This is a genomic window from Pseudomonas sp. GM30 (assembly GCF_000282275.2).
Lineage (GTDB): Bacteria > Pseudomonadota > Gammaproteobacteria > Pseudomonadales > Pseudomonadaceae > Aquipseudomonas.
Window position 1 is genome coordinate 65,660 of record NZ_AKJP02000029.1, and the last position, 20,996, is coordinate 86,655.

A 20,996-nucleotide genomic window follows, 5' to 3' on the forward strand; every position below is an offset into this window, starting at 1 on the left:
TGATGGTTGCTACCCGAGCGACGCTGCGTAGCTGGTTTTATCGCCCGTGGTTTTTGGCGATGATCGCGGCTGTCCTCAGTGCAAGCCTGCTGATCGCCGGCGGAATGTTCGTCGCCATGCGCCAGATCGAACAGAACGAAAGCCAGGAGATGAACGCTCAGGGCGAGCGTTTTCTGGCCCGCCTTGAGCAGCTGTTCGGGCAATTGCGCGAAAGTCTCGACGACCTCCAGGCGCAGCCGTTGCGCAGTTGCGATGAGGAAATGATCGCCACCCTGCAACAGGTCACGTTCAACTATCGCTTCGTCTATGAAGCGGCCTACATGGACGGCTCACGGATCTGCTCCAACCGCCCCCGCCAGGAGGGGCTGTCGGTGGTCCGCGCGCCGGACATCAAGGGCCCGACTTACAGCTACTGGCTCAACACCACCACCGAACCCGATGAAAACCGTGCGGCGCTGATGCTCGGGCGCGGCAACTTTCGTGTGGCAACATCCCGCGGGCATTTGACCGACATGGTCGACTTGCCACCGGACAGCAGCCTGCTGGTGGTGCTGGATCACGGCAGGCGGGCGATTCCGGTACTCGGCACCGCACAGACCTGGCCACCGAGCGAAACCTGGCCACCGAAGAGCCGCGAGGCTCTGCAAGTCACCCAGTCACGGCTGATCTACCGCATGCCAACCAACAATCCGGAATACCAGTTGGTGCTGATCACCCCGCGCAGCGGCATGCACATTCCCACCATCTGGTGGTGGATGGTGCCGGTCTGCCTGCTGCTGGGGGCATTTGTCGGTTTCTTCATGTTTCTGCTGGTGCGCCAGCGTCAGTCGCTGGACGCTGAACTTCAGGGCGCGATACGACGGGGCGAGCTACAAGTGCTGTATCAGCCGATCTTCGACCTCGACAGCCGCAACTGCGTGGGCGCCGAAGCCCTGCTGCGCTGGCGCCGCCCGGACGGCACCCTGACCAGCCCCGACCTGTTCATTCCATTGGCGGAAAACACCGGGCAGATTCGGCAGATGACCGATTTCGTCCTGCAACGGCTGCTGGAACAATTGGGGCCGGTGCTACGCGCCAATCCGCAGCTGTACATCTCGGTCAACCTCGCGGCGTGCGACGTGATGGTGCCGCGCATCGGCCAGGTCATGGCCAGGCTGTTGACCCTGCACCGGGTCGCAGCGCGGCAGATTGCCTTCGAAGTCACCGAGCGCGGGCTGATCGACGTGGTAGTGGCGCGGGAGAACCTGCAAGCCTTGCGCGATGTCGGGCATCAGGTGTTGATCGATGATTTCGGTACCGGTTATTGCAGCCTCGCCTACCTGCAGACGCTGCCAGTGGATTGCCTGAAAATCGACAAGGCCTTCATCGACGCACTCGGTCATGACGCGGCCAGCAGCGGCGTTGCTCCGCACATCATTCACATGGCGCAGGCACTGGATCTGAAGGTGATTGCCGAGGGCATCGAGCACGAAGCGCAAGCCGTATTTCTCAGCAGCGAGGGGGTCAAGTTCGGTCAGGGCTGGCTGTTTGCCCAGGCCTTGAGTGCGGTGCAGTTCATTGAACTGATCACCCGTGGACGGCGCCTCGCCGGACGCCGGCTGGATGACGAAGCCTAGACCGCCAGCGCCATGTAGAACTGCGTGCCCTGCCCCGGCCGCGAATAGACGCCCATCCGACCGCCATGTAACTGGACGATTTCCTTGCACAGCGCCAGGCCAAGGCCGGCGCCGCCCTTCTTGCGCCCGACCTGGACGAACGGTTCAAAAATCCGCCCCTGCTGCCCGTAGGCAATGCCTTCGCCGTTGTCCTCGACGCTGATGATCACCCGCTCGCCATGCCGGCGCGCCTGCAGGCGAATCTGCCCGTCACGAGCGGTGTGGCGCAGGGCATTGTCGATCAGGTTATCCAGCACCCGGTCGAGTTGCGCCTGATCGGCCTGCAGGCGCGGCAACGGCCCCTGCACTTCGACGTTCAAGGCAATGCCCTTGGCCGCCGCCGAATCGGCGAAGCGCGACTGCGCCTGTTCCAGCAAATCTTCGATGGAGCACGGTGCCAGGGTGAGTTTCTGCAGGCCGTTCTGATAGCGCGAGAAGTTGAGCAAGTCGTTGATCAACTGCATCAGGCGCTGCATTTCTTCATTGACCGTGTCGAGCAGGTCTGCCTCACGGGACTCCGGGGGAAACTTCGCCCGCTCGCGAAACAGCCCGAACGCCATGTGCATGCCGGTGACCGGTGTGCGCAGCTCATGGGAGGCACGCAGCACGAACTCGCTGCGTACGCGTTCGAAGGCACGCTGCTCGGTGACGTCGTGCAGCACCATCACCGCGCCAAGAATATGCCCCTGAGTGTGGCTGACCGGCGTCAGGCTGTAAGTCAGCAGACGTGATTCGCCATCGACCTCGATACTCAAATCTTCCGGAGCACGCTCAAGGGTACCGCCGCGCAACACCAGTTGCAGTTGTGCGTCGAGCTCCGGGCGCTCCAACGCTGTGCCCAAGCCCTGGCCAAGACGATCACTGTCCCAGCCCAACTGGCGCTGGGCCACTGGATTGAGGTGCTCCAGATGCCCTTCTCGGTCGATCATCAGCAAGCCATCGTCGATGCTGTCGAGCACCGCCTGAAGGCGCTGCTGACCGGCCAGCAGTTCGTCGACGTTGGTCGCCTGATGTTCGCGCAGTGCCTCGGCCATCAGCCCGAAGCGCTTGGTCAGCTGGTTCATTTCCATCGCCGAGGAAATCGGCAGCGTCACCTCGAAATTGCCCTGGCCGATATTGTCCGCCGCTTGCGCCAGCGCCTCGATCGGTGCGCCGAAACGCCGGGCAATCGCATGCGCGGTGACAAAGCCGATGATCAGCACCGCCAGTCCCACCAACCCGAGCAGGCCGGAGACCAGCAGCGCCCTTTCCCGGGCGTCATGCTGCACCGCGTTGATGTTGTCCAGCGCATGCTTGTGCTCGGCAATCAAACCATTGCGCAAGATGTTGAAACGTTCTCTGAGGTCGCTGTTGCCGCTGAGCACATTGCCCGGATCACGCGACAGCTCGAACGCCTGGAGAAAACTCAGGTAGTCGGCCTTGGCCTGGGTAAACCCGTACTGGCGGCCATCGCCGTCTGCCTCCTGCGAAATGCCTTCATCGAGCAATTGCAGGTAATGCTGCTTTGACGCTTCGAACGCGACGGGATCGGGTTTCTCGGCCAGCATCAGGACCAACTGGTCGCCGAGGGTCTGGCGCAATTTGAGCCCCAGGTCGAGGGTCACGAAGTTGCTGCGGATCGTTGCTTCCTGAGTACCGGCCATCTGCATCACGCTGACCAGCCCGAGCAACAGCCCGAGCAAGGCGACCGTGATCAGCGCAGAAATGCTCAGAAACAAGCGTGTGCGCAACTTCATCGCCAGCTTCATCGCCGGACACTCACAGGTTGTACTGCTTGCGCTTGCGATACAGGGTCGAAGCGTCGATACCCAGGGTCTTGGCCGCTTGGTCGAGGGTGCCGGCAGTCGCCAGCACCGCGCCAATGTGGGCTTTTTCCAGTTCATCGAGGCTCAGCGCCGCACCGACCCGTGGCGCATTGTTCGCCGGTTGCTCGGCCATGCCGAGGTGGCTGATTTCCACGCGCTCCTGCGGGCAGATGATGCTCGCCCGCTCCACCACGTTACGCAGCTCACGGATGTTGCCCGGCCAGCGATAACCCAGCAGCGCTTCCCGCGCCTCGTCACTGAAGCCCCGCGCCGGACGTGCGTACTCTTTGACGAAGCGCGCAAGGAAGCGGTCGGCCAGGGTCAGAATGTCTTCGGCACGTTCGCGCAATGGCGGCAGATGCAAAGTAATCACGTTCAGGCGATACAACAGGTCTTCACGGAAGCGCCCGTCGCGCACCATGTCTTCGAGATTGAGGTTGGTCGCGGCGAGAATCCGTACATCGGCACGACGGGTCACGGGATCCCCTACCCGCTCGTATTCCTTGTCCTGAATGAAACGCAGCAACTTCGGTTGCAACGTCAATGGAAAATCGCCGATCTCGTCGAGAAACAGCGTGCCGCCGTCCGCCTGATTGACCCGACCCAAGGTACTCTCACTGGCCCCGGTAAACGCACCGCGACTGTGGCCGAACAGCTCGCTTTCCATCAATTCTGCGGTCAATGACGGGCAGTTGATGGTCACGCAGGATTTCTTCTCGCGCTTGCTCCAGCCATGAATGGCCCGGGCCAGTTCGCCCTTACCCGTGCCGGACTCGCCGAGGATAAGGATGTTGGCGTCGGTACCGGCGACCTGACGCGCGGTTTCCAGCACGACTTTCATTGCCGGGCTGTGAGAGTCGAGGCCGTCCTTGGGTTTGCGGATCTCGCCTTCGAGGGCTTCCAGACGCGCCGAGAGCTGGCGCACCTCCAGTTGCTTGGCGGTGGCCAGACGCAACTGGTCGGGGCTGCATGGTTTGACCAGATAGTCGGCGGCGCCCGCCTGGATCGCGTCCACCGCGGTATCGACCGCCGAATGCGCGGTGACGATCACCACCCGCATCCACGGCGCCTGAACGCGCATCTGCGCCAGTACATCGAGACCGTTGTCTTCACCCAGACGTAAATCAAGGAAGCACAGGTCGAACACCTGGCGTTGCAACAATGCCTCGGCCTGAGCCGCGCTGTTGGCGGTGGCCACCGTATAACCTTCGTCCTCGAGGCAGTAACGAAAGGTTCGCAGGATGGCGGACTCGTCGTCCACCAGCAGAATGCGGCCTTGATGCTCAGTGGCAGATTCCATTTTTCCTACGCTCCATAGTGATTGATCTTCGGTTAGTCCCGGAAAAATCGGGCAAGTTGCATGGTTGATTCTGAACGATGCGAGCCATAGGAGGGTAGCTCTCTCCTGCCTTGACGGCCAATCCATTGATTTTGTTGAGTTTTTAAACCATCACCGATTTGCAGAGGGTTCCCTGCGTACTTTTCTGACATCCGCGACGTGCTCTCAATTCCATAAGAATGAAATCTCCTACGAAATAATCATGCATTTCGCACGACCGTAGATGACCCATCGTGCAGGATGCTTCTATCGCTGAATTTCCATCACTTATAAATTATTGATTTTATTGATTATTTTTTAAATAAAAAACTGGCATGCAGCCTGCAATACCTCATTCAGCCCGGGCAGATTCCACTGCCCCAACCGAATAAGAGTGAGGAACCCAGGATGACTCGCCAACGTGCCGCCAAAGTGCGTATCTCGCCACTGCATATCCAGCAAGGCCTGTTTGGCGTACTTGCACTGTTGATCACCCTGATTGCCTGCCAGCAATACATGAGCTGGGAAAACAGCCGCAAGCCTGAGCCACTGATCTCGATGCAGCACAGCACGCAGACGCACTTCAGCGCCGTCAGCAGCAGTCAGGCCGAAAGCGCCTCGATGCGCATGATGGATGTCGATCAGCCGCAGCCGCTGGATCAACTGCCACGTGAAGAGCGCTGGGTTTTCTGACGAACCGAAGAATTCAGGCGCATCGCGCCGGAACACGCAATATCCCTAAATAGAGAAGTAAGGAGAATCACCATGTTGAGCTGGGCAATTACATTCTTGATCATTGCCATCATCGCCGCCGTACTGGGCTTCGGTGGTATCGCGGGCACCGCCACGGGTATCGCCAAGATTCTCTTTGTCGTGTTCCTGGTGATGTTCATCGCTTCCTTCTTCTTTGGCCGTCGCGGCCGAGGTTAACGATGATTGCTTTAAAGACACTGGCAGCCGCCCTGCTTCTGGGCGGTAGTGCCATGGCGATGGCGGCCAATGATGGCCAGGCGCGGGTCAACGAGCTGCTCAGCTCCGACCCGCAATACCGCGAAACCTGGCAAGGCGTTGTGAAGCACGAAGAGCGCCTGCCGGAATGGGTGATGAACCTGTCCGGTACGCCAGACCAGCAAATGAATGCCGTGACTGAAGATGGCGACAAGTATCTGGTCGGCCCGCTCTGCGAATCCGCAGACAAGTGCCTGAACCACCGCTTGATCGTGGCTTTCAGCTTCGACAAGAAAGACGCATACGCCATGCTCGTCGATGTGCCCGAAGGACTGCCGGCCGACAAGTCGCCAACGCGACATGCCACCTACCGCTTCCTCGGCAAACCGGATGAGGGTATGCAGAACCTGCTGATGGAAACGCTGAAGAAAGATCCGAACTGGTATTGATTCGAACATGAGGGCAGCGCCCCGCTGCCCTTTATTGCGCCTACCCGAGGAAGGCTGGCGCATGACCAGGGGGCCGGGACGTTCTGACTGTTGCAGGGTCGGAGTGACCTACGGGTACAGGGAGTGCCTGCGCGAGGGCCGGGTCAGGGTAAAAGCTGCGACGCAGGTTCGCCGACCCTCAGTGGTTCGACGGACTTGCGCTGAGCTTTATCCAATGCAAAAACATTGATCCAGAGCGTCCTGCTCGTCTTTGAATGCCTCACACTGCGCGCGAAAACATTTCGCGGTGTTTCATGGCGACCGTATATCGAGAAAGAATCCCTTTGAACAGTGGGACATCTAGTCTGCAAACGTAGGCTTTTTCTTAAAATTTCCGTCGAAATTTCTCGTTAAAAAAACCACCCATCTACGCTGTGATGGCCGGTTCACGGCACTTATGCCGGCTGAAATGTCGTAATCGAACCGGTTGGGACGCCAGTTTCAATTAAAAAAGCTCATGCCGATTCGGCATAGGGTAGGCGTTTACGGCATTAGACGGCGCAACCTTGCATCGGAATAGTTGCGCCTTTTTTCGCCTGCCGAAGAGCCGTAAACACGCGCTTCGGGGCACCTTATACGGAGGCAGATGCACAGACTTTTCCGCTAAAGAGCGTTCCAGTTGCTGCATGTGCCTGAGTCAAACGCAAGTAAGGGTAAAGATAATGAAGAAGGCAAAACTCAGCCTCGCCTGGCAGATCCTCATCGGTCTGGTTTTAGGGATTGCAATTGGTGCGTTGCTCAACCACTTCAGTGCCGAAAAAGCCTGGTGGATCAGCAACGTCCTGCAACCGGCAGGCGATATCTTTATCCGTCTGATCAAGATGATCGTGATCCCAATCGTCATCTCCTCCCTGATCGTCGGCATCGCCGGCGTGGGCGACGCCAAGAAACTCGGGCGTATCGGTCTGAAGACCATCATTTACTTCGAAGTCGTCACCACCATCGCGATCATCGTCGGCCTGCTGCTGGCCAACCTGTTCCACCCGGGCGCCGGCATCGACATGAGCACCTTGGGCACGGTGGATATCTCCAAGTACCAGGCGACCGCCGCCGAAGTGCAGCATGAACACGCGTTCATCGAGACCATCCTCAACCTGATCCCGTCGAACATCTTCGCGGCCATGGCCCGCGGCGAAATGCTGCCGATCATCTTCTTCTCCGTGCTGTTCGGCCTCGGTCTGTCGAGCCTGCAGTCGGACCTGCGCGAGCCGCTGGTGAAGATGTTCCAGGGCGTCTCGGAAAGCATGTTCAAAGTCACCCACATGATCATGAACTACGCGCCGATCGGCGTATTCGCCCTGATCGCGGTGACCGTGGCCAACTTCGGCTTCGCCTCGCTGCTGCCGCTGGCCAAGCTGGTGATCCTGGTTTACGTCGCCATCGCCTTCTTCGCCTTCGTGGTGCTGGGCCTGATCGCCAAGCTGTTCGGCTTCTCGGTGATCAAGCTGATGCGCATCTTCAAGGATGAGCTGGTGCTGGCTTACTCCACCGCCTCCTCGGAAACCGTGCTGCCACGGGTGATCGAGAAGATGGAAGCCTACGGCGCACCGAAAGCCATCTGCAGCTTCGTGGTCCCGACCGGCTACTCGTTCAACCTCGACGGTTCGACCCTGTACCAGTCGATCGCCGCGATCTTCATTGCCCAGCTGTACGGCATCGATCTGTCGATCAGCCAGCAATTGCTGCTGGTGCTGACCCTGATGGTCACCTCCAAAGGCATCGCCGGCGTACCGGGCGTGTCCTTCGTGGTGCTGCTGGCGACGCTGGGCAGTGTCGGTATCCCACTGGAAGGCCTGGCGTTCATCGCCGGTGTCGACCGCATCATGGACATGGCGCGTACCGCACTGAACGTGATCGGCAACGCCCTGGCAGTGCTGGTTATCGCGCGTTGGGAAGGCATGTACGACGACGCCAAGGGCGAGCGCTACTGGAACTCCCTGCCGCACTGGCGCAGCAAGGAAAAACTGCCGGCTGGCGAGATTTCCAAGCCGTAAATGCAAACCCCTGTGGGAGCGAGCTTGCTCGCGAAGAGGCCGGCACATCTAACAATTATGTTGATTGACACACCGCCTTCGCGAGCAAGCTCGCTCCCACAGTGATTGATGCAAGGCTTACCAACAAACCCCGGAGCAATCCGGGGTTTGTCGTTTCTGGCGACCCCGCTATCATTCGCCGCATCTTCCGGGGGATTTGACTGATGCTTAATGGCCTGTGGCTTGGCTTCTTCGTCGTGGCAGCAATATCTGCGCTGGTGCAGTGGCTGGTCGGCGGCAACGCCGGGATTTTCGCGGCGATGGTGGAAAGCATTTTTGCCATGGCCAAACTCTCGGTCGAGGTCATGGTGCTGCTGTTCGGCACACTGACCCTGTGGCTGGGCTTTCTGCGCATCGCCGAGAAGGCCGGGATCGTCGAATGGCTGGCCAAAGTCCTCGGACCGCTGTTCCTGCGGCTGATGCCGGAAGTCCCGGCGGGGCACCCGGCGCTGGGCCTGATCACCCTGAACTTCGCCGCCAACGGTCTGGGGCTGGACAACGCCGCCACACCGATCGGCCTCAAGGCCATGAAAGCGCTGCAGGAGCTCAACCCCAGCTCGACCATCGCCAGCAACGCGCAGATCCTGTTCCTTGTGCTCAACGCCTCGTCCCTGACCCTGCTGCCGGTGACGATCTTCATGTACCGCGCCCAGCAAGGCGCGCCGGACCCGACCCTGGTGTTCCTGCCGATCCTGTTGGCGACCAGTTGCTCGACCATCGTCGGTTTCCTCTCGGTGGCGTTCATGCAACGCCTGCGCATCTGGGACCCGGTGGTGCTGGCCTATCTGATTCCCGGCGCGCTGATCCTCGGCGGCTTCATGGCGCTGCTGGCAACGATGTCGGCCACAGCGCTGGCCGGCCTGTCGTCGATCCTTGGCAACCTGACGTTGTTCGGCCTGATCATGCTGTTCCTGCTGATTGGCGCGTTACGCAAGGTCAAGGTCTACGAGGCATTCGTCGAGGGCGCAAAGGAGGGCTTCGACGTCGCCAAGAACCTGCTGCCGTATCTGGTGGCGATGCTCTGCGCGATCGGCGTGCTGCGTGCTTCGGGAGCGCTGGATTTTGGTCTGGATGGCATTCGGCATCTGGTGCAGTGGGCCGGGTGGGATACGCGTTTTGTCGATGCGTTGCCGACGGCGATGGTCAAACCGTTTTCCGGCAGCGCCGCACGGGCAATGCTGATCGAGACCATGAAGACTTCCGGCGTCGACAGCTTCCCGGCGCTGGTGGCGGCGACGATTCAGGGCAGTACCGAGACCACGTTCTATGTGCTGGCGGTGTATTTCGGCGCGGTGGGGATTCAGCGCGCGCGGCATGCGGTGGGCTGTGCGCTGCTGGCAGAATTGGCCGGCGTACTCGGCGCGATTGGCGTGTGCTACTGGTTCTTTGGTTAACCACAAGAGCTTCGGGCAACCAATTTCTCTGTGGCGAGGGAGCTTGCTCCCGCTGGGGCGCGAAGCGACCCTGAAAGAGGGGGCTGCTACGCAGCCCAGCGGGAGCAAGCTCCCTCGCCACAAAAGCAATTTTGATCGATCAGGGTCTCTGAGGGGCGAGTTTCTGGCCTTGATCTACAGCCCACGCGACAACCTTGGCCGTCAGCCGATCACTGGCCTGTCCAAACCCGGCCACCACCGCCGGCACCTGCACATCGCTCAACGGCTGACGCTCTTCGAAGCGACGGCTGGCGAGGATCTTCTGGTCGTAGCCACGCACCAGCAGCGCATCGACGCGCACCACGACGCTGGCCTGATTGCCCTGATACTCGGTCTGAAACGCCTGCAAGCTGCCGCCCAGTTCCAGATCCGCGGCAAAGTTGCTGTCATCGGTACTGAGCAGCGTCACCCGACCATCGCGGGCAAAACCATCCAGCAGCCGATTACGCACCAGCACCGGCGCCGGATCGCTCCAGCGCGAGGCCTTGTAGCTGCTGATCACATCACCCTGTGGAATCACCGCGATGTTCGGCCGGTTCAGCGCTTCGCTGGCCTGCAGTTTGTTCAGGCGCAGCGACCAGTGTTGGATCGCCGCCGAGTTGGCCGAAGCGGGCGCCTGGACTGCAGGCAGGCGATAGACATCCGACGGCTCGGCCTTGGGCAGGATCGAGCACGCCGAGAGCAGGGTGAAACTGGCAAGAAAAGCGAGGTGAATCAGCTTCATGGGGTGAATTCCTTGTTCTTGTCACTGCCCAGCAGGTAGCCGCTGGGGTTGGCCTCCAGACGTTGGGAAATGCCGCGCAGCGAAGTCAGGGTCTCGCGCAGTTCGCGGATCGCCGGGGCCAGGCCATTGAGGCCCTGCAGGCCGTTGTCGAGCGAGTTCTGGTTCTTGCTGAGCAAGCCGTTGATGGTGGCGCTGCTCTGCTCCAGCGATTTCATTGCCTGTTCGGCACTGCCCAGCGCCTGCTTGCCCTGATCGTTGAGCAGGCCGTTGGCGTTGCGCATCAGCGCCGAGGTCTGCTCGAGCATGCTGCCGGCCTGCTTGCCGACGCTCGCCAGTTGCTGCATGGCCTGACGCAGGTCGCCGCGCTGATCGTTGATCGAACCGGTGGTCTGCTCCAGGTGCGCCAGGGTGTTGCTGACGCGCTCGACGTTCTCCGGGGAGAACATCTGGTTGGCGTTGTTCAGCAGGGCGGTGATGCCACTCATCAAATCGTTGCTGTCGTTGAGCAGTCGGGAAATGGGCGAGGGCGCCGCGACGATGGTTGGCAGCTCGCCGTCATGCCCGCGCAGTTTCGGGCTCTCCGGGGTGCCACCGCTGAGCTGGATGATCGAGGTGCCGGTGATCCCGGCCAAGGCCAGTTTGGCCTGGGTGTCTTCCTTGACCGGCGTATCGCCGCCCAGACGAATCCGCGCCAGCACCCGGCGCGGGTCTTTCGGGTCGAGACGCAGGTTGACCACATCGCCGACCTTGATCCCGCTGTACTGCACCGGGCTGCCCTTGGACAGGCCGCTGACCGCCTCGTTGAAGACCACTTCGTAATCCTTGAACTCGGAATCGACGCTGGACTTGGCCAGCCACAGGCCAAAGAGCAGGGCGCCTGCCACCACTATCACCGAGAACAGGCCGATCAACACATGATGGGCTCGGGTTTCCATGTCAGACCTCGTTGAGCAATTTGGCGGCGTCCAGCGCCGAGCGGCCGCGCGGGCCGTGGAAATATTCGTGAATCCACGCGTCATCGGTTTCCGAGACCACATCGATCGGGCCGGCGACCAGCACTTTCTTCTGCGCCAGCACCGCCACGCGGTCGGTGATGGTGTAGAGCGTGTCGAGGTCGTGGGTCACCAGAAACACGCTCAGACCCAGCGCGTCGCGCAGGGTCAGGATCAATTGATCGAATGCCGCCGCGCCAATCGGATCGAGGCCGGCGGTGGGTTCGTCGAGAAACAGGATGTCCGGGTCCAGCGCCAGCGCCCGGGCCAGCGCCGCGCGCTTGATCATCCCGCCGGACAGCGAGGCCGGGTATTTGTCCGCCGCCGACAGCGGCAGCCCAGCCAGTGCCAGCTTCACCGCCGCCAGATGCTCGGCGTCGTTGCGGCTCAGGCCGGCGTGTTCGATCAGCGGCAGGGCGACGTTTTCGGTGACGGTCAGCGAGGAGAACAGCGCGCCTTTCTGGAACAACACGCCGAAACGTCGCTCGACCAGTGAGCGCTCGTGTTCGGACAGGCTCGGCAGGTTCTGCCCGAACACTTTCACGTTGCCTTCGCTGGGCCGGCGCAAACCGACAATGCTGCGCAGCAGCACCGATTTGCCGCTGCCGGAGCCGCCAACCACAGCGAGGATTTCGCCTTTGTACAAATCCAGATCAAGGTTTTCGTGCACGCTCTGGCTGCCAAAGCGATTGCACAGGCCACGGACTTCGATCACCGCCTCCGAGGGCGCGCGGGGTAGACGACTCACCAGCCCATCTCCATGAAGAACAGCGCAGCCACCGCATCAAGCACGATCACCACGAAAATCGACTGCACCACGGCAGACGTGGTGTGCGCACCGACCGATTCAGCGCTGCCGCTGACCTTGAAGCCCTCCAGGCAACCAATCGTGGCGATCAGGAAGGCAAAGACCGGCGCTTTCACCAGGCCGACCAGAAAGTGCTGAATGCCGATGTCGCTCTGCAGCAGCGAGAGGAACATCGCCGGCGAAATGCCCAGCGACACCGCGCACACCACGCCACCGCCGATGATCCCGCAGAGCATCGCCAGAAACGTCAGCATCGGCAGCGCCACCAGCATCGCCAACACGCGCGGCACCACCAGCAGCTCCATCGGGTCGAGGCCGAGGGTGCGGATCGCGTCGATCTCCTCGTTGGCCTTCATCGAGCCGATCTGCGCGGTGAACGCACTGGCGGTGCGGCCGGCCATCAGGATCGCGGTGAGCAACACACCGAACTCACGCAGGAACGAGAAGCCCACCAGATCCACGGTAAAGATCGTCGCGCCAAAACTGGCCAGCACCGTGGCGCCGAGAAACGCCACCACCGCGCCCACCAGAAAGGTCAGCAGCGCCACGATCGGCGCGGCATCGAGGCCGGTCTGTTCGATGTGGGCGACGACGGGGGTAATGCGCCAGCGCTTGGGGCGCAACAGGTTGCGGGCGATGGTTTCGAGGATCAGGCCGATGAAACCCAGCACTTGCAGGGTGTCCTGCCAGACCGTTTCCACCGCGCGCCCGATGCGGGTCAGCAGTTGCACGCTGACGCTGACTTCCGGCTCCTTGACCGGCACGCAGAAGTCGGTCAACGAGCGATACACCGTTTGCAGCAGCGCGCGGTCAGCCTGGGAAATCGTACAGTCGGGGTGTTCGGCGGATTTGCCCAGACGCTCGGAGCCGAGCAGTTCCACCAGCAGGGAAGCGCCAGCAGTGTCGAGGGCGCCGAGGCTGTTGAGGTCAACCACGGTATTGGCGTCGTACTGGCCGTGAAGCTTTTCGGTCAGGTGCTTGAGGTCTGCGTAATGGGCAAGCGTCCAGTCCCCGGACACCCGCAAGCGGGCAGGGCTGATCGAGGTGTCCAGCTGGGCATTACCGCTCGTTGTGCTGCTGATCATAAGCTCCGTGCTTGTTCGGCTGATGACGCTGGCATACGTAATAGCACGAACCGGATTACTTTTCTTTGATCGCTGTGCTGTCCGTCACTTCGAAACGCAGCACACCGATCACCTGACCATCTTCAGTCAGCACCCGCACCTGCCACTTGCCTGCCGGGTTGCCGGGGAAGTTCTGCTTGTGCGTCCACGCCCGATAACCTTCCTTGCGCCCGCCGTGGATATCGAGAGCGATGCGGTCGACCTCTTTGCCGTCGAACTGCCACACGTGGTAGATCCGCTCATCCAGCCCGCGCGGCGCGTTGATTGCGGTGTAGGCGTAGAGACCGCCGTTGCGGATCTGCTCGGCGCTGACCTGTTCGAGGCTGTCGCCGGGGGTGCGATCCTGCAACTGAGTGCTGATCGCCACGTCGGTCATCCACAGCGTCGCCGGCGGCACCCACGAGCGCAGCGTCCAGCCCACCGCGCCGATGCCGAAGGTGATGCACAGAATCGCCAACGCGTTGCGCACGGTGCGGATCGGGAAGATCGACGCCAGACTCGGGAACGACAACACCACCGCCGTGCCCAGCGCCCATTTGAAACTCTGCGCGGTGGTCAGGTGCATGATCACCGGCAGCGCGGTGAGCAGGGCGGCGAACAGGGTCAGGGTGTGCAACGCGAGAAAAGCCCAGCGCCGTGGCGCCAGCCATTTGTAATAGAGCGGATCGACAATCGAGATCAGCGCGGCGATGCACAGCAGGCCGGTGAAGATCAGTTGACCGCTGTTCCAGGTGGTGGTGATGAAGAAGAACGGCAGGACGAAAAACAGGCTTTCCTGATGGATCATCTGCGTCGCGTAACGCAGCAGCGGCTGGGGGATTTCGCGCTTGAAGATGCGCGTGAACAGCCCGGTCAGGGTGTTTTCCAGCATCAGCCAGATCCAGCTGAGCAGCATGATGATGGTGATCCAGCTCGCCAGCCCCTGCTGGCGATCGACCAGAATGAAACTGCCGACCCCGGAGATGAAACCGCCAAGCGCAATCATCCCGGGATAGCGCTTCATCAGTTCGAGAATGCGCTGGATCAGGAGGGGGATTTTCTGCATGGTGGCGGTTCACGACTGGATAGGGAAAAACCTCGACAGAGTACCGTCCGCCGGGCGACGTGGCGAGGCTCCCGGTCAGCAAAATCACCACAGATCCCTGTGGGAGCGGGCTTGCTCGCGAAGGGGCCGTGTCAGTCGACATCATTGCTGAATGACACACCGCATTCGCGAGCAAGCTCGCTCCCACAGGTTCAGTGTTTGGCTGGCTTACGACGGTGCAACCGCCAGCCAATCAGCACCAGCAACACCACACCCAGACCACCGGCAATCAGCCACAACACCTCATCATCACTGAGCAGCGGTTTCTCGATCCGCAGATACCCCGGCTGCAACAGCAACTCGCGCATGGCCTTGTTCGCCGTTTCCAGGGTCACGCCTTGCAGCTCGCGGGCGGGGTTGGCAAAGCGCCCGTCCTCGTAATCGCCGAGCGCGCTCCAGTAGTAATCGGCCATCGCGCTGTTGCCCTGTACCGCCCAGGCCTGATGGGCGATGGCGGCCTGTTTGATCCGGGCGAACGTGTCGGGGTCGAGGCCGTTTTTCAGCAAATCGGCTTTAAGGTCCTCCAGCACCTGTTTGGCTTCGGCGAGGTCATCGCGATCGACGTCGGCGTTGAGGCTCATGAAACCCACCCCGCCAAACACTTCACGCTCGGCCCACGGCCCGTAGGACAAGCCGTGGTTCAGGCGAATCTGCCGATACAGCGCCCAGTCGAGGTAGTCCTTGAGGATGTCGAAGGTCTCGTCGTACTGATCGTCAAGCATCGGCTCCGGCACCAGCCAGTGCAACTTGGCGCTGTCGCCGATGAAGCCACGGGTGAGGGTACGCTCGTGAGCGGCGCTGGTGCGGATGTCCGGCAGCTCACGGTGCTCGGCCGGATCCACCGCTTCGAGCGCGCCCCAGGTGCGTTCCAGATAGGCCGGCAGCAGTTTGTCGAGCTCACCGACGACGATCAGCGTCATGTTGTTCGGCGCGTACCAGGTCTTGCGCACCTTCTCCAGTTGCTCCTGGGTCAGATGGCCAACCTCGGCCCGTTGCGGGCATTTCAGGCCCAACTCTACCGCCAGTTGATTGCTCGCGGTGTGGCCCAGGTCCTGACGGTCAAGAAAGCGCTGCAGGCGTGTGTAGTGGCCGCCGTCCTCGCGCTCGACCACGCGTTTGGCGGCGTTGATCGCGTTGTCGTCGATGCGGGTCTGGGTCAGCAGCCCCAGCAACAGGTCAAGGACCTTGCGCTGGTTCTTCGCCGGGGCTTCGATGACGAACGTGGTGTCGGCGTTGCTGGTGAACGCGTTCCACTCGCCGCCCAACGCCTGCATACGCTCTTCGAGACCGCCTTCGCCGGTGGCATCGACGCCGCTGAACAGCAGGTGCTCAAGCAGGTGCGGCAGCTCTTTTTCATCGCAGTCGAAATCGTCGAGACCGACGCCCACCACCAGACGAATCGCCACATGCCCGCGCTCGGTGCCGGGTTTGAGCAACAGCTGCAAACCGTTGGGCAGCGCGTAGCCTTCGACCTGAAAGCGATCAACGGCGAAGGCGGGCAGGGAACCGAGCAACAGACAGGCGAACAACAGGCAACGCATAACAGGCTTCCATACGGCTGATTTGGAGATCCGTGTCGCTATTCAGGCCGCTTTCGCGAGCAAGCTCGCTCCCACAGGGGAATGCATTTCAAATGTGGGAGCGAGCTTGCTCGCGAATGTCTTAAGGCTGAATCAATGTTACTGACTGACCCCAGCCCCAGACGTTCAAGGCGAATGCGTAATGTCGGCAATATCATCCGCTTCCAGCGCCCCGGTATCCGCCGTTTCCAGCACCACATAAGCACTGCTGCAGAACAGCGAATTCAAACGCTTCATATCGGCAATCAGCTCCAGATGCAGCGAACTGGTTTCCAGACTCTGCACGATCTTACGTTGCAAACGGCTGACATGGGCGTGGGCCAGACGCCGTTCCTGTGCACGGAAGCGACGTTTCTCGCGCAACAACTGACGGGCGCTTTCCTTGTCACCACTGAGGAACACTGACAGGCCCAGGCGCAGGTTGGCGATCAGTTGCTGATGCAGCCCGGCCAGCTCCTCCAGACCATCCTCGGAGAACGAGCGCCGTTGCGAAGTTTTCTGCTGCTGCACCTTGCGCAGCATGCGTTCGATCAGGTCGCTGGCCAGTTTCAGGTTGATCGCCAGTTCGATGGTCTCCGCCCAGCGCCGACTGTCCTGCTCGCCAAGATCCTCGCGGGGCATTTGCGCCAGGTACAGCTTGATCGCGCTGTACAGCGCTTCGACGTCATCGGTCAGTCGGCGCATTTCCTGGGTGATGGCGGTCTGCTTGCCGCGCAGCACATCGAGCATCGCGTCGAGCATGTTGTCGATCAGATCGCCCATGCGCAGGGTCTCGCGGGCGGCGTTGGCCAGCGCCAGGCTCGGGGTGACCAGCGCTGTCGCATCGAGATGCCGCGGTTTGGCGGTGCCGTTGACCTCCGGGCGCTCTGGCAGCAGCCAGGCACACAGCCTTGCCATTGGCGAGACGCTGGGCAGCAGGATCAGGCAGCGCGCGGTGTTGTAGAGCAGGTGGAAACCGATGACCATTTCCTGCGGGCTGAAATCCAGACCGTCCATCCAGTGCACCAGCGGATCGAGCACCGGGATGATCAGCAGCAGGCCGATCAGCTTGTACAGCAGGCTGCCCAGCGCCACTTGCCGGCCCGCCGCGTTCTGCATGCTGGTGCTCATGAACGCCAGCACGCCACTGCCGATGTTGGCGCCGATCACCAGACCGATCGCCACCGGCAGGCTGATCACGCTGGCACCGGCCAGCGTAGCGGTCAGCAGCACGGCGGCGAGGCTGGAGTAGGAAATCATCGCGAACAAAGCGCCGACCAGGGCGTCGAGCAGAATGTCGCCGGTCAGCGAAGCGAAGATCACCTTCACCCCTTGGGCGTGGGTGATCGGCGCGGCAGCTTCGACGATCAGTTGCAGCGCGAGAATGATCAGCCCCAGACCGATGCTGACCCGGCCCATCTGCCCGAGCCGCGTCTGTTTGCGCGACAGAAAGAAAATCACCCCGAGAAAAATCAGCAGCGGCGACAGCCACGACAGGTCGAACGTCAGCACCCGCGCCATCAGCGCGGTACCGACGTCGGCGCCGAGCATGGTCGCCAGCGCCGGGGTCAGTGCCATCAGGCCCTGGCCGACGAAGGAGGTGACGAGCATGGCGGTGGCGTTGCTGCTCTGCACCATCGCAGTCACGACGATGCCGGCGACGAACGCGAGCCAGCGTTTGGACATGTTCTGGCCGATCACATGGCGCAGATTGGTGCCGTACACCCGCAGGATGCCGGTTCGGACGATGTGCGTGCCCCAGATCAGCAGGGCCACGGCAGACAGCAAATTGAGCAGGGTGAGCATGCAGACCCCCTGTAGTAGCAGCGCCCCAAAGGGGCAAGTTGACGGTACCGCGCGGTTTCTACGTTTTTGATACTTAAGCTGTAGTTGGCTAACGGACTGGGCGCCAGCATTGCACAGCTAAAGTGCGGATTGAAACAAAAGTGTCATGAAAACAGGTTCATTCACCCCATCTGAAATCAACGCGCGCCCCTGTAGGAGTGAGCCTGCTCACGATAGGGCCATCAGCTTCACACCGTTGCTGACTGACGGACCGGCGATCGCGAGCAGGCTCACTCCTGCAGGTATTACGGCTGCCCCGGATTCTTCAGTACCCCTGAACAACTGCTCTGGAAAACCCTGCTCCGCGCCGGCATCGACTGCGCCACGTGCAGCAATTCTCATGTTCCGCTTCGATCCCGACCCACGCTGATATCGATCAAATATTTCGCAGTCGCCGGATCTTGCTTGTCACAACTTGCATAGCACTTGATCAACAGCAGCAAGCTGTACTTTCCCGGCACATACAAATCAATGCCAACCGCTTGATCAAAGAGTTTGTTCTTTAGCCGCTCACGTCCTTGACCAGAATCGGCGTCGAACCAGTGGTTGTTTTCCAAAGGTTCAAGCTTCCACCCTCGTGATTTGAGCTTGCTTTGCGTAGCAACCAACCGTTCCAGAGCCTCCGAAAATGGCAAGGTTTCCGTCATCGGCGATGTCGTCAGTGTTGAAACTTTCTGACTTGCATACGTAACGGCGCCAAATACTGTCGAGGGAAGTTTGAAGCCATAAACAGGGTCATCAAACTCAATGATGGTCGGGCTGCTAATCCATGTAGAGCCAGGACGCGCGGGATCCTCAGGATCATTAGGGTCACCAGGATAGAAAGCCGTTTTATCCTCAACCGGGAATGTTGAGTCCTTGATAACCAGATCGTAGGGTTTTCCGATATGAACGGATAGGGTCTTGGTACTCCAGCGGGAATACATCAAGCACCCTGCGACAAAAAGTACAGAAAATAGCAACATCAAAAGCCGTCGATTCGATTGAGTCACTGACGCACTCCATTTCCACTAGCGATATCACTGATGGAGCTTTGCAACTGACTTTTTGTTGTCGGATTTTTCAAAAGTGCATTGAACTGGGCGGCGGCACGAAGTACGAATTTCATCCTTTGATCCTTGTCCGCCAAATTTGCTAACGGATTGCTGCTGAAGGTGACACTTCGGCTGTCGGGCGCTTTGCACTGGCTGGCCAAGGTAAGCTGTATTCCCTCCGGAACGCCAGACAGTAGCCCCGTGACGACAGAAACGATATCTGAGGCATGTGTGCCGCGAATCAGCGATGCGAAATGCATGTCGTCATACATCGCAGGCTGCAGAATATTGATCTGCTCATGAGCAGCCATCGAGTTCACGCTATCGGCGATGTTTCCCGCGTCGATAGCTTCAAATGTGTCAAAAATCTCTTTATGGGCAACACCGAAACGAACTGTTTTACCTATGGGCCACATCACGTCCTTGGTAATTTCAGGCCGACTTCTCAAGCATTTCTCCATTTCCTTGTACCCACGCACCATAAAAAAACGGTGCAAGGGATACACGTCCAGAAAAAGCGCCGTATTTCCCAGCGCAAGCATCTCGTAAACGTAATCGAGTTGCTGTTGGACCAACGATCTTGGACTGTCTCCTAGAGTGATGTCGGCAGTAGGAACCGGATTTTCTGACCTGGCCTTGTCTACTTCTGCTTGAACCTTGGGATCGGTGCGGCTGAACTTGAATCCAAAGCCCTCGAACAGAGTTTCCGCAGGTGCCTCAAGCAATTTCCGATGCGCTTCTTTTTCTGCCGCGATGCCTTTTTGCAACTTGGCCGCGTGCAATAACCCACACCCCACCTGCTTCGAAGCAAACGCCGCCAACCCCGCCCACTGAAACCGGTTGTCCGCCAGCCACAGTTGCGCATACGCCGCGTTGATCTTGCGGTTTCGGGCTTGCGGGTCGGCGATGAGGACGCCGCCGGGGGCGACCCAGTCTTCGGCTTCTTTCTGGAAGCGGCGCCACAGGCAGTTGCAGGTCAGCAGCGGGACTTCGACGCGGGTTTTCGGATTGGGGCCGGCGGTGCTGGTTTCGCGTTTGCAGGTGGGCAGTTCGCAGGTGCTGTCCCAAAGCTTTTTCATGTCCAGGTCGTCTGGAGCGATGCATTGTCCGGTCATTGCTTCTTCCTTGAGTCTCAGACTGTCCAGCGCACGATGGCGAGATCGGGTTGCAGGGTGGCGACGCTTTGGGTCATGCCTTTTTCATTGGTCTGGCCTTTGACGATGCGGCCTTCGGCGGTTTCGATTTCGTAGCCTTGTTCGGCGATGGGTTCGCCGTTGCCGGCGCTGACGGCTTTGAACTCCACCAGCGGCTGGCCAATGATCGGCAGCGGCGGGATGAAGGGCGCGGGTGTGTGCGAACTGCCAATGATGACGTCGCCGGAGCCGCCAATCACCACGCCGCCATGGCTGGCGGTACTGTCGAGGGTCATGGCGTTTTTGCCGTTGATAAATACCGTCGCGGAAAAGGCGCCATTGAGGGCTTGGCCGCAGGTGCAGGTGTCACCGAGGCGGGCGGCGGCAAGGCCGTTGAAAAAGACGTCGCCGGAACCGCTGGCAATCGGGTTGGTGCCGTGGCCAGGTAGCGGGCAAGTGGTCGGGTCCGTGACGCGCGCGGCGGGCTTTCCAGACATGAACGTTCCTTGTTTGTCGTTTGAGGCGAGCGGGGAAGCTAACGAGCGAAGCCTGGGGCGTCAACCTTTGAATCCCGTCTCAGAGAATTGCGATGTACCACTGTGGGAGCGAGCTTGCTCGCGAATGCGTTGGGTCAGCCAACACCTTTATAGACTGACACGACGCCTTCGCGAGCAAGCTCGCTCCCACAGGGTTTGGATGATGTTTTGAAGAGGGTTAAACGCGAATTGAGCTGGGTGTTTAAATACACGTCGCGTTACCTCCGGGAGGCTACAAAACCTTGCGCCGTTGCCTACGGCTACGCCAGAATCCGCCGGCTTGTGCGCTTTGGGCTTGCTGCGTAATTTGGTTCGGTCACTGCCCATCAGTGATCGGGTTTAGCAGCTCGTCGAGTTGAGCCGTACAGGCTTCTATCAATCGGGAATCTTATTCCCGAGCTTGATGGTGGCTGTGCGCAGGGCACCTTCGGGTGCGCCGATTGCTTGGCTCGTCGGTCTGCTAACCTGCGTACAGCT

18 protein-coding genes and 1 pseudogene are annotated in these 20,996 nt (G+C 60.3%); 7 read left to right on the forward strand and 12 right to left on the reverse strand.

The genetic code is table 11. The features are described from left to right. Positions 1–2 precede the first annotated feature (2 nt). The gene (locus PMI25_RS22000; RefSeq protein WP_443200893.1) at positions 3–1,616 is read left to right on the forward strand and encodes an EAL domain-containing protein; all 1,614 of its coding nucleotides are present in this window, start codon (positions 3–5) and stop codon (positions 1,614–1,616) included. Here PMI25_RS22000 and PMI25_RS22005 read toward each other — a convergent pair. Both PMI25_RS22005 and algB read right to left on the reverse strand, forming a co-directional pair. Then, positions 1,613–3,403: a KinB sensor domain-containing domain gene (locus PMI25_RS22005; RefSeq protein WP_007962731.1), complete on the reverse strand. Its 1,791-nt coding sequence runs from the start codon at positions 3,401–3,403 to the stop codon at positions 1,613–1,615. The two genes, PMI25_RS22000 and PMI25_RS22005, sit on opposite strands and share 4 nt — an antisense overlap. A gap of 10 nt (positions 3,404–3,413) precedes the next feature. Then, positions 3,414–4,760 (reverse strand): sigma-54-dependent response regulator transcription factor AlgB, encoded by a 1,347-nt coding sequence (algB, locus tag PMI25_RS22010; protein WP_003220286.1) that lies wholly within the window; start codon positions 4,758–4,760, stop codon positions 3,414–3,416. Between the two features lie 426 nt (positions 4,761–5,186). Here algB and PMI25_RS22015 point away from each other — a divergent pair, with 426 nt between their 5' ends. The 5 genes from PMI25_RS22015 to PMI25_RS22035 all read left to right on the forward strand — a co-directional run bounded on the left by PMI25_RS22015 (position 5,187) and on the right by PMI25_RS22035 (position 9,641). Beyond that, on the forward strand, positions 5,187–5,471 hold the full coding sequence (locus PMI25_RS22015; RefSeq protein WP_007962730.1) for a hypothetical protein: 285 nt from the start codon (positions 5,187–5,189) through the stop codon (positions 5,469–5,471). Positions 5,472–5,543: 72 nt separating this feature from the next. Next, on the forward strand, positions 5,544–5,708 hold the full coding sequence (locus tag PMI25_RS28260; RefSeq protein WP_003177151.1) for a DUF1328 domain-containing protein: 165 nt from the start codon (positions 5,544–5,546) through the stop codon (positions 5,706–5,708). A gap of 2 nt (positions 5,709–5,710) precedes the next feature. Next, positions 5,711–6,175, forward strand: a complete 465-nt coding sequence (locus PMI25_RS22025) for an inhibitor of vertebrate lysozyme family protein (RefSeq protein WP_007962729.1) — start codon at positions 5,711–5,713, stop codon at positions 6,173–6,175. A gap of 701 nt (positions 6,176–6,876) precedes the next feature. Continuing rightward, the gene (gltP, locus tag PMI25_RS22030; protein ID WP_007962728.1) at positions 6,877–8,208 is read left to right on the forward strand and encodes a glutamate/aspartate:proton symporter GltP; all 1,332 of its coding nucleotides are present in this window, start codon (positions 6,877–6,879) and stop codon (positions 8,206–8,208) included. Between the two features lie 203 nt (positions 8,209–8,411). Beyond that, entirely contained in the window at positions 8,412–9,641 is a 1,230-nt protein-coding gene (locus PMI25_RS22035) for a nucleoside recognition domain-containing protein (protein WP_007962727.1), read from the forward strand. Between the two features lie 139 nt (positions 9,642–9,780). Here the strand turns inward: PMI25_RS22035 and PMI25_RS22040 are convergent, their stop codons facing one another. Genes PMI25_RS22040 through PMI25_RS22060 form a run of 5 tightly spaced genes read right to left on the reverse strand, consistent with a single transcriptional unit; the run spans position 9,781 to position 14,373 of the window. Beyond that, complete coding sequence (locus tag PMI25_RS22040) at positions 9,781–10,404, reverse strand: ABC-type transport auxiliary lipoprotein family protein (protein WP_007962724.1); 624 nt, start codon at positions 10,402–10,404, stop codon at positions 9,781–9,783. Beyond that, positions 10,401–11,339 (reverse strand): MlaD family protein, encoded by a 939-nt coding sequence (locus PMI25_RS22045; protein WP_007962722.1) that lies wholly within the window; start codon positions 11,337–11,339, stop codon positions 10,401–10,403. Before PMI25_RS22045 ends, PMI25_RS22040 begins: the two co-directional genes overlap by 4 nt. A 1-nt stretch (position 11,340) precedes the next feature. Further along, positions 11,341–12,144, reverse strand: a complete 804-nt coding sequence (locus PMI25_RS22050; protein WP_007962720.1) for an ABC transporter ATP-binding protein — start codon at positions 12,142–12,144, stop codon at positions 11,341–11,343. Next, positions 12,141–13,289, reverse strand: a complete 1,149-nt coding sequence (locus PMI25_RS22055; RefSeq protein ID WP_007962718.1) for an ABC transporter permease — start codon at positions 13,287–13,289, stop codon at positions 12,141–12,143. The genes PMI25_RS22050 and PMI25_RS22055 overlap by 4 nt, the downstream gene beginning before the upstream one ends. A 55-nt stretch (positions 13,290–13,344) precedes the next feature. Next, positions 13,345–14,373: a DUF5924 family protein gene (locus PMI25_RS22060; protein ID WP_007962717.1), complete on the reverse strand. Its 1,029-nt coding sequence runs from the start codon at positions 14,371–14,373 to the stop codon at positions 13,345–13,347. Positions 14,374–14,466: 93 nt separating this feature from the next. Between PMI25_RS22060 and PMI25_RS29710 the strand changes: the two are divergent. Then, positions 14,467–14,565, forward strand: a pseudogene (locus tag PMI25_RS29710) (metal ABC transporter ATP-binding protein); the annotation flags it as partial. On the opposite strand, the gene PMI25_RS22065 reads toward PMI25_RS29710, so the two are convergent. The 5 genes from PMI25_RS22065 to PMI25_RS22085 all read right to left on the reverse strand — a co-directional run bounded on the left by PMI25_RS22065 (position 14,565) and on the right by PMI25_RS22085 (position 20,480). Continuing rightward, positions 14,565–15,953 carry a M16 family metallopeptidase gene (locus tag PMI25_RS22065; RefSeq protein WP_007962716.1) on the reverse strand — a complete coding sequence of 463 codons (1,389 nt, stop codon included), beginning with the start codon at positions 15,951–15,953 and terminating at the stop codon, positions 14,565–14,567. The pseudogene PMI25_RS29710 and the gene PMI25_RS22065 sit on opposite strands and share 1 nt — an antisense overlap. A gap of 165 nt (positions 15,954–16,118) precedes the next feature. Further along, positions 16,119–17,777 (reverse strand): Na/Pi cotransporter family protein, encoded by a 1,659-nt coding sequence (locus PMI25_RS22070; protein WP_007962715.1) that lies wholly within the window; start codon positions 17,775–17,777, stop codon positions 16,119–16,121. A 377-nt stretch (positions 17,778–18,154) separates the two neighbouring features. Further along, positions 18,155–18,808, reverse strand: a complete 654-nt coding sequence (locus tag PMI25_RS22075; RefSeq protein ID WP_238547094.1) for a hypothetical protein — start codon at positions 18,806–18,808, stop codon at positions 18,155–18,157. After that, complete coding sequence (locus PMI25_RS22080) at positions 18,805–19,965, reverse strand: DUF2515 family protein (RefSeq protein WP_007962706.1); 1,161 nt, start codon at positions 19,963–19,965, stop codon at positions 18,805–18,807. Before PMI25_RS22080 ends, PMI25_RS22075 begins: the two co-directional genes overlap by 4 nt. A gap of 17 nt (positions 19,966–19,982) precedes the next feature. After that, entirely contained in the window at positions 19,983–20,480 is a 498-nt protein-coding gene (locus tag PMI25_RS22085; protein WP_007962705.1) for a PAAR domain-containing protein, read from the reverse strand. Positions 20,481–20,996: the final 516 nt, after the last annotated feature.